The organism is Metabacillus sp. YM-086 (assembly GCF_048059995.1).
GTDB lineage: Bacteria > Bacillota > Bacilli > Bacillales > Bacillaceae > Metabacillus > Metabacillus litoralis_B.
Genome location: NZ_JBLUOI010000065.1, coordinates 14,487 through 28,878, shown reverse-complemented (window position 1 = coordinate 28,878; position 14,392 = coordinate 14,487). Strand labels below are relative to the sequence as shown.

The window sequence follows — 14,392 nt, the reverse complement described above, 5'->3', positions numbered from 1 at the left end:
TCTCCCAAGGTCATTGCGCTCCAAATCAACAAGCATCACATGTTCGGCTCTTTCTTTTTCATTTTCAACCAACTCATTTGCAAGTTTTAAATCCTCTTGTTCATCTTTCCCTCTTGAACGAGTACCTGCAATTGGTCGTGTACTTACAACATCACCTTGTCTTTTAACAAGTAATTCCGGGGAGCCACTTATTATTTGAAATTCAGGAAAATGTAAATAAGCCATATATGGAGACGGATTGACTTTACGCAATGTCTCATAAATTTTAAATGGATGGTTTTCCAATGCAAAATGCTGTCTTACAGACAAATTAACTTGGAAAACATCTCCTTGACTAATATAGGTTTTAATTGCTTCAACAGCTTCTTTAAATCCCTTTTCAGAGAATGTTATTGGGTTAGACGATGGTTCAATTACCATTGACTCTGGTTGTTTGATAATCTTCACTTCAGAGGTCCAACTATCCTTCATTTTCTGCAGTTTATTTTCTGCCTGCTGTTTTTCTTGTTCATGATAATAGTGAGTGATTAACCATAGCTTGGACGTTTGATGATCATAAACAGCTACATCATCAAAAAGAAGAAAATATAAATCAGGTGTTTCTAAATCATCTACAGCTACAGCAGGTAATTTTTCAAAATGACGCACACAATCATAGCTAATAAAACCAATGGCACCACCTTGAAAATCTGGGAGATTAGGATCTGATTCAGTATAGTACTGTTTGAACCAATCTTTAAAAAGATCAAGAGGCTTCCCCTCTTTTACAATGGTTCCTTTTTCATTCGTTATCATAAGCTGATCATTTTTTCCCATTACCGAGGCTATAGGCTTAATACCCGCAATACTATATCTTCCACCACGACCACTTTCTAAGATGGCATGCTGTTCTTCATCTTGTGTAAGGTATTTATATTGATTAAAGAAATCTTGTTCATAATCAAAATGTATACTTAACGATGCCCGTCTGTGTTGCATGACTAATCTCTCCTTTAAAACTCTTATATCCATTTTACATAATTGTGTGAAAGAAAACATAGTATTTTAGCTTTTTCTTATAAAATTAGTATGCTGCTTACCTAGAGGAAATATAAAAACACCACAAGCTTAGGGATCATTAAAATAAAAAAAGGAGCTGACTAAGTCAACCCCTTCTATAAATTAAATTTATATTAATCAAATTGATATAAAGGTGTACTTAAGTAACGCTCACCATTACTTGGAATAACAGCTAATACTTTTTTACCTTTACCTAATTCTTTAGCTACCTTTAAAGCTGCAAAAATTGCTGCACCTGAAGAGATACCGCCAAGAATTCCTTCTTCTTTAGCTGCTCTTCTAGCTGTTTCAAACGCTTCTTCGTTTTTAACAGTGATGATTTCATCATAAACATTTGTATTTAAGATATCTGGTACGAATCCAGCACCAATACCTTGGATTTTATGTGGACCTGGTTTGCCTCCTGAAAGGACTGGAGAATCTGTAGGCTCAACTGCATAAATTTTAATAGATGAATAGTTTTCCTTTAAAACGGAACCAGCACCTGTGATTGTCCCACCTGTACCAATACCTGCGATAAACGCATCTAGTTGATCGCCCATTTGTTCAACAATCTCTTTACCAGTTGTTAAACGGTGTACTTCAGGGTTTGCTTCATTTTTAAATTGTTGAGGCATAAAGTAACCATGCTCTTTTGCAAGCTCTTCAGCTTTACGAATTGCTCCTCCCATACCTTCAGCTCCAGGAGTTAGCACTAATTCTGCTCCATATGCACGTAGCAGGTTTCTACGCTCTAAGCTCATTGTATCAGGCATAACTAAAATTGCCTTTATTCCCTTAGCTGCTGCTACCATCGCTAAACCGATTCCAGTGTTACCACTAGTAGGCTCAATGATTGTATCGCCAGGTTTTAAATCACCCTTCTTTTCAGCAGCTTCGATCATAGCAAGTCCAATACGATCTTTAACACTACTTCCAGGGTTCATAAACTCTAGTTTTAGGTATACATCTGCACTATTATCATCAACAAGTCTGTTTAACTTTACAACCGGTGTTTCACCAATTAATTCATGTATAGAATTTGCTACACGTGCCATACTATTCCTCCTCTATCCCGAGTAAATTTATTGGATTTATAAGAGTAATATATCAATTTAATTCAAAATTGTCAAAACCTTTTATGCTATTCGTACTATTTTTTTCCTATTTCATCTTCATAAAACCAAGATACACCAATCTCTTGCCACAATGGGTCTGCAGTCACAGACCCTTCCATTTGCTCAAGAGCTATTTGTCTGCGGATTTGGTCCTTTACCTCGTCATACGAATACGTTTTACCAACCAATTTTTCCTTCAAGAGTAGAACAGCATAACCCATATTCACCTTTATCGGTTGACTCCAGTCTCCTGCAGAAAGCTCAGGAGCAATTTCCAAGTATTCCTTCGAGACATAATCATTGTCTGTAGAGATAAAGCCGATATCTCCACCCTGATTTGCTGTGAATTCATCAATTGATGCCTCGATTGCCAAGGCTTCAAAGCTAGAACCTCCAGCAATTTCTTTGATAATGGCGTTTGCTTCTTCTTCTGTTTTGACAACAATATGTGATAAGTGATAGATATCTTTTATATCATAGAGTTCTTTATTATTTTCATAAAATGAGCGAAGATCTTCTTCAGGAACCTCAACATCCTTTGTTAAAAGCTCCTCTAATAAAATACTATATCGGATTTGCTCTTCCCAATTTTGCTCTTCGGAAAATTGTTCTTCATCTAGAGATGTATACATTGATTTGTAAAAAGTTAGTTCCCGTTCAATAACCTCATCAGATACTGATAGATCATACTTTTCAGCGAGTTCCTCAACAACTTTCAAGTTCACTAATTCTCTTAGTGTGTCTTTGCCATAGCGTGTTTCCATCTCGGCCATCCATTGCTCTCTTGTGATGGTTGTTTCACCAATCGTTGCAATGACTTCATCTTTCTGTTCATCACTATTAACAGGAAGCACTCCATAAGGATTAATAAAATATGCAACTGTTAAGCAATTTAGAATGACTAAGCTGAAAATAACACTCCACAATGTTTTCCCGCTCACTCTCTCCAACTCCCGATAAAACTTATCGTTATTGACTTGCGGCTTTCTTTAATTCCTCTAAGTCCTCTCTTGTAAGCAGGTAAGTTTCATTACAAAAATGACACTGTGCTTCAGCTTGACCTTCATCATCAATCATTGACTGAATCTCGTCTACTCCCAAACTAACGATCGCATTTTCAATTCTTTCTTTTGAACACTGACAATGGAATGTAACAGGTTGTTTTTCGAGAATCTTTACATTTCCTTTACCAAGCACTTCATCTAAAATCTCTTCAGGTGTTAAACCTCTTTGGATTAACTTAGAGATTGGCTCAATACTGTTTAATCTATTTTCTATTTCAGTAATTGTTTCATCATCCGTTCCTGGGAGTAACTGAATAATAAATCCACCTGAAGCCAGGATTGTATTATCAGGATTAACTAAAACTCCTACTCCTACAGAGGAAGGAACTTGTTCAGATGTAACAAGATAATATGTAAAGTCTTCTCCTAATTCACCAGAAACAATTGGTACTTGTCCAGAAAAATTATCCTTTAATCCAAGATCCTTCACGACTGTTAGCATTCCATCCGTTCCAACAGCTCTTGCAACATCAAGCTTACCCTGAGCATTTAACTCAAAATGAGTTTGAGGGTTTGTCACATATCCCCTTACTTCACCTTTTGAATTGCTATCTACAAGGATAACGCCAATCGGGCCTTTTCCTTCAACCTTAATGGTCAGCTTTGCGTTACCTTTTAACATAGATCCCATCATAACTCCTGCCGTCATAGCACGTCCTAGAGCTGCAGATGCTGTAGGCCATGTTTGATGTCTTCTTTGAGCTTCGGCAACTGTTTCTGTCGTTCTTGTTGCATATGCCCTTACTTGATTGTTATATCCCATGGCTTTTATTAAATAGTCGTTCATAGTTAACTCCCTTCTTTTTGTACCCTGTAACCGGCACCTTAGAAAAAATACTTATGCTTGAACATTACGTTCATAAATTAGTTGCAAACCTCTTAATGTTAGAAATGGATCAACAATATCAATACAATCAGATTCCTTAGCAATTAAGGAAGCAAGTCCTCCAGTCGCAATAACTTTAGGTACCTTATTAGATTGTTCTTTCATCCGTTTAACAATACCTTCAACTTGACCAACATATCCATATAAAATACCTGCTTGCATAGCACTTACTGTATTTTTCCCAATGATATGATCAGGTCGCGTAATTTCTATTCTTGGAAGCTTAGCTGCTCTTGAATAGAGAGCCTCTGTGGAAATATTTATTCCCGGCGCTATAGCACCACCCATGTATTGCTTTTCTTCATTCACATAGCAGTATGTAGTAGCTGTTCCAAAATCAACAATAATAAGGGGGCTTCCATAATCCTGAATGCCAGCAACAGCATTGACAATTCTGTCAGCTCCAACCTCTCGGGGATTTTCATATTTTATGTTTAAACCTGTTTTAATCCCTGGACCAACAACAAGCGGTTTTATTTCAAAATATTTACTACACATTCTTTCTAGCGCAAACATAATCGGTGGTACAACCGATGAAATAATAATACCTTCAATTTGCTTGAAGGATATATTCACATGTTCAAATAGGTTCTTTATCAACATACCAAACTCATCTTCTGTTTTGTTTCGACTCGTTTCTATTCTCCAATGGTGCTTTAAAGCATCCTGTTCATACACACCCAAAACAGTATTTGTATTTCCTACATCCAATACAAGAATCAAAAGGATCACCACTTTATCTGTTCTATTTTATATTGACATTCCTGTTATATTTTATCATAAAGTTACTCTACTTCCATATTTGAGACTACCGTGAATAGGTAAGAATAGCAAAAATGTATATAGGTTAGTAGGTTAAGCTTCTTATTCATTTTTTAAAACACAAAAAAGATCGACAACAGTATTTGTCATCGACCTTTTTTTATTATTTCTCAGAAGATTGCTCATCTTCTTTTTTACTGTTAATATTCACTTTTACATCTTCTGAACTTTCACCATTTTCCTGGTTACTTGTTACCGGTCGATCTGGAAGCTTGCCTTTTTCAACAAGACTTGAGATTTGAGCTGCATCAAGTGTTTCAACCTCTAATAATGTTTGAGCAACCAATTCAAGCTTCTCACGATTATCAGTAAGTATTTGTCTTGCACGCTCATAACTTTCCTTAATGAAACGTTGAATTTCCATATCGATTTCATGTGCTATAGCATCACTATAGTTTTGCTCATTATGGATATCGCGTCCCAAGAACACTTGACCACCCTGAGATTGACCAAATTGCAATGGACCAAGTTTTTCACTCATTCCATATTCAGTAACCATTTTACGAGCAATGTTGGTAGCTCTTTGGAAGTCATTATGTGCTCCTGTACTTACTTCACCGAAGATAATTTCCTCAGCTACACGACCACCTAGTAAACCAGTGATTTTATCAAGTAATTCAGGTTTTGTCATAAAGTAACGATCTTCTTTAGGTAGCATAACCGCATAGCCACCTGCTTGACCACGAGGGACAATGGTTACTTTATGAACCATATCTGCTTCATCTAACACGACACCAATTATTGTATGTCCTGCTTCATGATAAGCAACAATATTACGTTCTTTTTTAGAAATAACACGAGTCTTTTTAGCAGGACCAGCAATTACTCGGTCTGTTGCTTCATCAAGATCTGTGTTGTCAATTTTCTTTTTATCCTGTCTTGCTGCAACAAGTGCTGCTTCATTTAACAGGTTCTCTAAATCTGCACCCGAGAAGCCAGGTGTACGAGCAGCGATTGCTTTTAAATCAACTGACTCATCTAACGGTTTATTACGAGCATGAACTTTAAGTACTGCCTCACGACCAATTACATCTGGACGGTCAACCGTAATTTGACGGTCAAAACGACCTGGACGTAATAACGCAGGGTCAAGAATATCAGGTCTGTTTGTTGCAGCAATAATGATAATACCTTCATTAGCTCCGAAACCATCCATCTCAACAAGTAATTGGTTAAGGGTTTGTTCACGTTCATCGTGCCCTCCACCTAAACCAGCACCACGTTGACGACCAACAGCATCAATTTCATCAATAAAGATAATACATGGAGCATTTTTCTTCGCATTCTCAAATAAATCACGAACACGTGAAGCCCCGACACCGACAAACATCTCAACGAAATCCGAACCACTGATTGAGAAGAACGGCACTCCCGCTTCACCTGCAACTGCTCTTGCAAGCAATGTTTTACCTGTACCTGGAGGTCCTACTAATAGAACACCCTTAGGAATTCTTGCGCCTAGCTCGGCGAATTTACGAGGATCTTTTAAGAATTCAACAACCTCGACTAGTTCTTGCTTTTCTTCATCAGCACCCGCTACATCTTTAAATTTAACCTTTTTCTTTTCCTCACTGTAAAGCTTGGCTTTACTTTTACCGAAGTTCATAACACGGCTACCACCGCCCTGAGCCTGGTTAAGTAAGAAGAAGAATAAAATAAAGATAATGACGAATGGAATGATGGATGTGAAAAATGTAACCCATCCACTTGTTTCTTCAGCTGGCGCAACATCCAATTTGCTTACATTGTTTGCTTCAGCAGCTTTATCAACACGATCCAATCCTTGTTCGGTTGGTATGTACGTTAGAAAGGTTTCGTCTTCTGAATAACCTTTCATTTTACCTCTTACTTCAAATACACCTCGAACCGGTTGTACAGTCATTTCTGTTACATTTCCATTATTTAAGTCAGAAATGAATTCATTATACGTTATTTGCTCCGTTTTAGGATTAGCACCAGTAAAGAAGCTAACAACTCCAATGATGACTAAAAATATTAGTAAATAAAATATGGTATTACGGAAGATCCGATTCATTCCTTACCTCCTCCCACAGTAAACACGACTATTTTAAATAGTATCATAGAAAATCATGGTAATACAACAAATTAGAAATTGAGATTATTTTTGATAAATCTCAGGCTTTAACACCCCGATATATGGAAGATTTCGATATTTTTCCACATAGTCTAATCCATACCCTACAACAAATGCGTCTGGTACTTCAAAGCCTACATAGTCTGCGTTAATATCAGCTTTTCTTCCAGTTGGTTTGTCAAGCAGTGTAACAATCTTGATTGATTTTGCTTTACGATAGCGGAATAGTTTAACAAGATAGCTTAGTGTTAAACCACTATCAATGATATCTTCAATGATCAGGATATCTCTTCCCTCAACTGAAGTATCTAAGTCCTTGATAATTTTCACTTCTCCAGAAGAAACTGTTGATGTTCCATAACTTGAAACATCCATAAAATCCATTTCCAAATATGTATCAATATTCTTTAATAGGTCGCCCATAAAAGGCATTGCCCCTTTTAGAACACCTATTGCAAGTGGAAATGAGTCCTTATAATCCTCTGTTAGGATCGCTCCAAGCTCTTTTACCTTTTCTTGGATTTGCTCAGATGTAACTAAAATTTCTTCAATGTCTTGTCTCATTAATGTGTGCCCCCTAGAAGATTAGCTCCTAAATTGTAATACAATACATCCATCCCCTTCTATATTCTCAGCCTCATAACTAGACTTTTTTAGACCAGGAATCCAAAGGATGTTCCCTTTTCCATCTTCTACGATTGGCCATGAATGCCGGCTATGTAATGGGATTTTCTCATCAATAAATATATCTTTTACCTTTTTTGTACCGTTCATGCCTTTCAATTTCATTTTATCTCCCTGTTTTCGTGTTCGTACGATTAAAGGTTCATATAGATCCTGACTATTAAGTAGAAAAATGTCGTTGCCCTTTGCCTGAACCCCAGCTTCACTAACAAAACTGCAGGATATGCTGCCATTTCCGTTTGGGATTGACAAAACAGAAGGGATAGTAAGATCTAAGCAATATTCTGTTGCTTCTTTATGTTCAAAAGTAAACAAACACGTATGATATGACTTTATCACTTTTAAACCGTCTGGGTAATCCAGTGAACCTGAAGGGTGATTCTGCGAGAGCAGCGCCTGCAAACTCTCAATATGTATAGAAGAAAGGGAAGATGGAATATTTACATATAGATAGTTTAATATTAGTTTAATCCCTCTTCTTTGTAAAGGCAAAGGTAGGCTTAAGAACCTTTTGATATCCATTTCAACAGCCGATTTTTCTTTTCTTTTGATTACTTTATTCATGCTTTCCTCGGTTAATACCTGTAAATACGATTCATCCTCTAATAAGGTTTCACTAAAATAACGAAATCTTTCATGAACAAGCGGATTTTCTTGTTTTAAAAAGGAAAGAACATGCTTTCTAAATCGATTTCTAGTGTAATCACTTTTCTCATTACTTGGATCAAATCTTGGCATTAACTCTTTTTCTTTACAATAGTTAAGAATTTGCTGCTTAGAATAGGCTAAAAGAGGTCTTATTAGAAACCCATTATGATATGGTCGCTTCATTTTCATACCAGCTAATGCCTCACCTGTACTACCTCTTACCATTCTCATTAATATGGTTTCCACCTGGTCATCTCCATGATGACCAAGCGCTAGATAGTCGGCTTGATATTTATCTAAGACTTCTGTAAAAAAATGATAACGACATTCCCTAGCAGCAACTTGAGCACTTATCTTTTTTGTTTTAGCATAAGCAGAAACATTGATTCTTGTTGCTTCACAGGTTATTTGATATGTCTTACAGAAGTTGATAACAAAATGCATCTCATCTTCAGATTGCTTGCCCCTAAACATATGATCAACATGTGCTGCCACAATATTAAGGTTCATTTTTTCTCTAACTTGATAGAGCAAATGAAGCAATGCTAGAGAGTCAGGACCACCAGAAACACCTACTACAATTGTTGATCCAGTCTCAAACAATTGCTGTTTTTGAATAATGGCCTCAAAATTTTTCACCATTTTCCCCTCATTTAACGAATTGCTATGGTTTTAACCTATAATAATCCTACCACTTTTCTGGTAAGAAAAACAAAAAAGAAAGGACTCGTTCACATATTCAACATATTTTTACTACAAATTAACATTTTTACATTAGAACATGGTAAACATAAAGTGAATAGACAACAAAAACACCTATTAATATAACTAGTGTCTCAAGAATATGACTTCTTTTCTTTTGTTTCTTTTTATTCTGTTTCACTTGTGTTCTAGAATGTTGGGGTTGAGGTTGCGTTTTTTTATTTGTTGCTTGCCTTCCTTTTGGTGGGCTTTGTTGTTTCTTAGAAACCCTTGTTTGGTACGACTGTGAACGAGGTTTATCTTTACTAGCTTTATTAGATAATAACTGAATAAAACCTGACTTCATTTCCCGTGCATTAGTGTATTTCCCTAATAATGCTTGTTGTAAAACATCTCTATGTTGATTTAGAAAAGGATGCTGATTGATTTTCTCCATTAACTGAGCTTGCCCATCGCGATCACTCATTTTCTTAAATCGTTTCGGATAGGCAGCATTAATGATAATCATTGCAACCGAGAACAAGTCATATGTTGGCTCTGCTTTACGGTTACCCATTCCCCAATAACCTCTATCAAAAAACTCTGTGAACTCTTTAATAGATCGCCCTTGCTGGGTTGTGCCTCCAACATCAATACATCTTATTTTGGGTGGTGGACCTGACACAATTAAATTTTCAGGTTTTAAGTCTCCAAATACCCAGCCTTCCTGATGAAGTTTTTCCAAATTGGTAAGTAACTGAAGTGTGAGTACAGTAGACCACTCTATTCCTCTTTGTTCAACAAATTCAAGAAAGTTTTTTCCTTGTACATATTCCATTACATAAAATGATATTAATTTTTGGGAATGATTTTTCCAATCATCTACATCAAGCAAAGAAGGCCCAAGTGAAGTACCTTGGACCTTAGAAAAATGTTTTAGCACATTTACCTCAGAAGTAATTGCCATGCTATTTTCACTAAGCTTAATTGCTACTTTACCTTGTCTACTATCACCTAAGTAAACATTGCCTGTTGCACCTTGTCCAAGCGCTTTTATAATGGTGTAACTCTCCCCATTCCACTTTCCAACAATCGTTGTTCCTGGTGAAAGATTACATGCCTGATTCATCGTAGTAATCTTCTTCGTTTCTTAATAAACTTTTTAGGGAGCGTTTTTTCTTAAAGTGCTGAATGGCTTCTCTTATTGCTGGGCCAGTCGGCGTAATACCACCTGTAGATAATTTCGGAAAAATAGATGATAAAGACTCTAATTTTGGTGTCCAATCTAGCACTTTTTCAACCTCATCCTTTTTCCCAGGAAATACTAGCACAGCATAACGATTATCACCTATTCTAGAATTCAGACTTATTGATAAATCTAATAATGCTTCCTTTACAGTTGGTAACTTCGGTTTCATACTAGCACTTGTATCAACTAAAATGAGAATTTCTAAACTAGCCTTCTCACCTAGTTCATCCACTACCTCCATAACTTCACCACGTTTTTCTGGTGGCAGCTCTTCCATTGAGGTACTCTTACCTAAAATTTGCTGAAGTTCTTTATTCACAACACCTTGAAGTGTTTGAGTCATAGCCTTTCTTGTTACATGTTGAACAGTTTGTGAAAGCTGGTGTGCATAAACAATTTGGTGTACTCCTCCACCAGACATCGCAATCCCTTCAACTTCTTGGAGTGATTCTTGGTCGATTACATTTTCCTCTAATACACCAATTACATTAACTGTAATTCCTTGTTCATTAGCTAATGCTGCCATTGCAATTGGATCTTCCCCATGATTTGAGCAACCATCAGTGATTAATAAAATTTGTTTTAGATGACCTTTCTCCATGTTTACCCTCCTAGAGAGATGATTTTCATTCTCCAAAATTTTTCCCTTTGCTTAACAGAAAAATAGACTATTACCATACTCGCCAGAAGGGGCTTATTTTATACTCTATGATTATCCTATTTTCTTTGAAGAAACAGGGATGCTTGCCCATTTAGGTGTATTATGCTCAATAGATGAAACAACAACTGTCATATCATCCTCTATTTTGCCTGATCTTGTTCTAATCACCTCTTCCATAATCAAATCAGCTATTTCCTGCGGATCAGTTGTTTTCATTTCACTAATTTTACGCTTCATCCATAGGTCATAATTTTCAACATGTTTAGGACCTTCAAAAATTCCATCACTCATCATAATCAACAAATCTCCCGCTTTAAGCTTCTCGCCAACAACATCAACATCAAAATCCTCAATAATGCCCATAGGTAGATTACTAGCTTGAATTTTTATAATCTTATCCCCACGTTTGATAAAGCTTGGTGTAGAACCAATTTTCAAGAATTTACTGCTACCATCCTGTAAATCAATAATCGCTAGATCCAAAGTAGAGAAAATTTCATCTGTTGTTCTTAAACTTAAAATGGAGTTGATTGTTTTAATTGCCACTTTTTCTTCAATACCAGACTGTAATATTTTCTGAAGCAGCTTAATCGTTTCATTGCTTTCAAAATGAGCTCTAACACCATTTCCCATTCCATCACTTATTGCAACAGCAAACTTCCCAACTCCAAGATCAATCATGGAATAACTATCTCCGGATACTAATCCGCCTCCCTTTGCTGCATGAGCAACACCCGTTTCAATTCGGTATCTTTTAGCTGACCCAAAAGAAACATGACAATAGCCGTTTGGATAGTTTGCACATTCCTCTTTTTTAACGATAATGGATTCCTCCAAAATATCGGATAACATTGGAGCTATAATTTTTTCACATTCTCCATGTCCATTACAGAAAGGAATACTCATCTCTATATCAACATTTCCTTGTTCTACGCTATAAATATCAACGTTTACAATTTCAATGCCAAAGTTCTGCAATGCATCCAAAATCTGTTCTTCCTGAACAAAATGATTTTCTCTTTCTCTTTTAATTTCCTTTGAAAGATCTCCCATCACATTTGATACACCTAATAACTGTTCAGCAACTAATCTGCGACTTTCCTGAACCTCTTTTTTCAGCTTTTGATTTGCCTGAAAATAGTTGATTTCCTGATCAATCGCTTCTTCTACTCTACTTGCCTTAGAACAATGTCGATCAAACTCTTTCTTTAATTTCATATTATTCTGGTACGTATTTTGCTTATTTTCATGCATAATGTTTTGCATTAAATCATATGTTTTATCAAAGTTTTCCACCCAGCATTTTTCTTTTTTAAAGCAATGCTGACAAGTACTCTCTGTAATCCTACTTAGAAACAGATCTGTTTCTCGTTGTTCTGTATCTTCATATTCATCTTTATCATAAAAGGTAGTAAAGCTTTCGGATAAAGCATTAAAAACTTGAGAAAATTGTTCAACACGATGCGCTGTTACATCACGAATTTTTCTCACATATTGCTGTTGCTCATGCGCATGTTCATTTGTGCCAGGAATATGCTTAGCCAATCGACCAGTTACTACTTTGGGAGTAATTAAAAATAAGAGAATCGCAATCATTGATTCAATTAATGTCGTCATTAAGTCAGCAGAACCTTGACCATATAAGGAAATAAGAACTGAACCAACCAAAAGTCCAATTGAGGTTCCTAGTTTATTTCCTTCACGTAATAATCCACCTAACAATCCGGAAAAGGCGAGAAGGCTCATATGATAAAGGTTTCCTACATTGGCCAAGCTTAAAATTAACCCCGTTACTACACCAACGGTACAACCAATGCTAGATCCTCCAATAAATGCAAACAAGAGAACAATATATCTAGAGAAAATATGTTCAGCTTGCAGGTTTTGAAAAGAAACTCCTACCATTCCTGTCATCACCGAGGCTAAAAGGATCATAATGCAAATAATCTCTTCAATTTTTAGTGATTGTTTATACTTTCGTGCCGATATCAATGGAATACTCTGAAGAAAAATTAACGTTAATATAAATGATAAGCCTGATTCGACTCCAGCCATCATATAATCATATAAAGTTAGCGACGATTTAATTGCAAAAGAGTAGGCAATTCTTGTCAGAGCCACCGTACTAAAGATAACAAATGGTAATATCTTTAACTGATCCTTAAAAAGATAGGATGCTAAACGATTCAGAACAAGAAAACCAATGATAGATACTGTGATAACTAAAGCAACCTCAAAAGAAACCGTTAAACCCCCAGCAATCAACGAAAGCCCCGCTAATGCTACTTTATCCCGCTTCATAAGAAAAATAGCGCCGAAGAATGGAAGAGCAAAAGGTAATACCTCCGACAAAATAATAGCTCGTCCCAATAAAAATCCGATCAAGGCATAAATGATTCCTTTATGTAAGAGGAAAAGCTGCAGCTTAGATGAAAATCGGTGAAAGATTCGATTGAACACTTGTTGGGTTTTGTCCATTCCCAAATCAGATATCGGCTCCATTAACCTTCTTTCTACTTTTTCCATTTTTCATTCCCCCACTTATTCATATTGGTGCTATTATATCGAAGGTCTATTCAGGAATTTGTCAAAAGAAGGGTAACTATTCCAAAAACCGTTCGACTGTTTTTGAAGTATGCGACAAATATCTAATTCTTCTAGAGTATTTTGCTTATGCTATTCGTCAAATTGTTGTGAATTGTGTTGTATGAGGTCAAGAATAGTCTAAAGAATGTTTTGATGAGTTTTTTAGGCATAGAGTTTCTGTGTTATGGGGTGTTTTCCTATTATTAATTAGGATCATTCATTGTCTTAATGGAGGATGTGCTGTGTTTTTGTTCCTGTTAGTTTGTCTTTATGGATATGAACGACATTTCGTACTTCTGTTGGGTTTGTCGTTCATCCGCCTTATGAACGACATTCCACTTCTCATCCTTATCAATTTTGTCGTTCACTAACCTTAATATACATATCTTCCATTTAAGAATCTAAACTAGTTAAAAAACACAAAAAAACTAGCTACATTTCTGCAACTAGTTTTTTAAAAATATGACCCATACGGGATTCGAACCCGTGTTACCGCCGTGAAAGGGCGGTGTCTTAACCGCTTGACCAATGGGCCTTAGTATTATGTTGTTATATGGTAGCGGCGGAGGGAATCGAACCCACGACCTCACGGGTATGAACCGTACGCTCTAGCCAGCTGAGCTACACCGCCATAATTATCAAAACGCTCCTTGGTTAAACCGTGCTCGTCATGTCTCTTGTCAGACACATTCCTCGCAAGCCTACAAAGGAGATGATTCAGGATGTTTACGGCTCGCTCTAGCCAGCTGAGCTACACCGCCATAATTATCAAAACGCTCCTTGGGTTAAACCGTGCTCGTCATGTCTCTTGTCAGACACATTCCTCGCAAGCCTACAAAGGAGATGATTCAGGATGTTTA

At 36.5% G+C, this 14,392-nt stretch carries 11 protein-coding genes and 2 tRNA genes; all 13 read right to left on the bottom strand.

Annotated elements, in window-relative coordinates; all coding sequences use genetic code 11:
• On the bottom strand, positions 1–978 hold a 978-nt coding region (locus ACEWK1_RS21335; RefSeq protein WP_416636637.1), incomplete at its 3' end, for an anthranilate synthase component I family protein.
• A gap of 194 nt (positions 979–1,172) precedes the next feature.
• Positions 1,173–2,096: a cysteine synthase A gene (gene cysK / locus ACEWK1_RS21330; protein WP_212138687.1), complete on the bottom strand. Its 924-nt coding sequence runs from the start codon at positions 2,094–2,096 to the stop codon at positions 1,173–1,175.
• A 95-nt stretch (positions 2,097–2,191) separates the two neighbouring features.
• Complete coding sequence (locus tag ACEWK1_RS21325) at positions 2,192–3,097, bottom strand: peptidyl-prolyl cis-trans isomerase (protein WP_121664147.1); 906 nt, start codon at positions 3,095–3,097, stop codon at positions 2,192–2,194.
• A gap of 28 nt (positions 3,098–3,125) precedes the next feature.
• Positions 3,126–4,007, bottom strand: coding sequence for an Hsp33 family molecular chaperone HslO (hslO, locus tag ACEWK1_RS21320; RefSeq protein WP_121664146.1), 882 nt, complete (start codon positions 4,005–4,007; stop codon positions 3,126–3,128).
• A 51-nt stretch (positions 4,008–4,058) separates the two neighbouring features.
• Complete coding sequence (locus tag ACEWK1_RS21315) at positions 4,059–4,829, bottom strand: type III pantothenate kinase (protein WP_121664145.1); 771 nt, start codon at positions 4,827–4,829, stop codon at positions 4,059–4,061.
• A 202-nt stretch (positions 4,830–5,031) separates the two neighbouring features.
• On the bottom strand, positions 5,032–6,963 hold the full coding sequence (gene ftsH / locus ACEWK1_RS21310; protein ID WP_121664144.1) for an ATP-dependent zinc metalloprotease FtsH: 1,932 nt from the start codon (positions 6,961–6,963) through the stop codon (positions 5,032–5,034).
• 84 nt (positions 6,964–7,047) lie between these two features.
• Positions 7,048–7,587 carry a hypoxanthine phosphoribosyltransferase gene (hpt, locus tag ACEWK1_RS21305; RefSeq protein ID WP_098795083.1) on the bottom strand — a complete coding sequence of 180 codons (540 nt, stop codon included), beginning with the start codon at positions 7,585–7,587 and terminating at the stop codon, positions 7,048–7,050.
• A 21-nt stretch (positions 7,588–7,608) separates the two neighbouring features.
• Positions 7,609–8,997 carry a tRNA lysidine(34) synthetase TilS gene (tilS, locus tag ACEWK1_RS21300; RefSeq protein ID WP_212138688.1) on the bottom strand — a complete coding sequence of 463 codons (1,389 nt, stop codon included), beginning with the start codon at positions 8,995–8,997 and terminating at the stop codon, positions 7,609–7,611.
• A 127-nt stretch (positions 8,998–9,124) separates the two neighbouring features.
• Entirely contained in the window at positions 9,125–10,165 is a 1,041-nt protein-coding gene (locus ACEWK1_RS21295) for a protein kinase domain-containing protein (protein WP_212138689.1), read from the bottom strand.
• Positions 10,149–10,922: a vWA domain-containing protein gene (locus tag ACEWK1_RS21290; protein WP_269671123.1), complete on the bottom strand. Its 774-nt coding sequence runs from the start codon at positions 10,920–10,922 to the stop codon at positions 10,149–10,151. Before ACEWK1_RS21290 ends, ACEWK1_RS21295 begins: the two co-directional genes overlap by 17 nt.
• 75 nt (positions 10,923–10,997) lie before the next feature.
• Entirely contained in the window at positions 10,998–13,472 is a 2,475-nt protein-coding gene (gene spoIIE / locus ACEWK1_RS21285; RefSeq protein ID WP_121664140.1) for a stage II sporulation protein E, read from the bottom strand.
• Positions 13,473–13,995: 523 nt separating this feature from the next.
• Positions 13,996–14,067 (bottom strand) — tRNA-Glu (locus ACEWK1_RS21280).
• A 19-nt stretch (positions 14,068–14,086) separates the two neighbouring features.
• Positions 14,087–14,163 (bottom strand) — tRNA-Met (locus ACEWK1_RS21275).
• Positions 14,164–14,392 lie beyond the last annotated feature (229 nt).

Excerpts from the sequence above, each read along its gene's own strand:
- spoIIE (WP_121664140.1), bottom strand. The coding sequence starts at position 13,472 with ATGGAAAAAGTAGAAAGAAGGTTAATGGAGCCGATATCTGATTTGGGA.
- hslO (WP_121664146.1), bottom strand. The coding sequence starts at position 4,007 with ATGAACGACTATTTAATAAAAGCCATGGGATATAACAATCAAGTAAGG.
- ACEWK1_RS21295 (WP_212138689.1), bottom strand. The coding sequence starts at position 10,165 with ATGAATCAGGCATGTAATCTTTCACCAGGAACAACGATTGTTGGAAAG.
- hpt (WP_098795083.1), bottom strand. The coding sequence starts at position 7,587 with ATGAGACAAGACATTGAAGAAATTTTAGTTACATCTGAGCAAATCCAA.
- cysK (WP_212138687.1), bottom strand. The coding sequence starts at position 2,096 with ATGGCACGTGTAGCAAATTCTATACATGAATTAATTGGTGAAACACCG.
- tilS (WP_212138688.1), bottom strand. The coding sequence starts at position 8,997 with ATGGTGAAAAATTTTGAGGCCATTATTCAAAAACAGCAATTGTTTGAG.
- ftsH (WP_121664144.1), bottom strand. The coding sequence starts at position 6,963 with ATGAATCGGATCTTCCGTAATACCATATTTTATTTACTAATATTTTTA.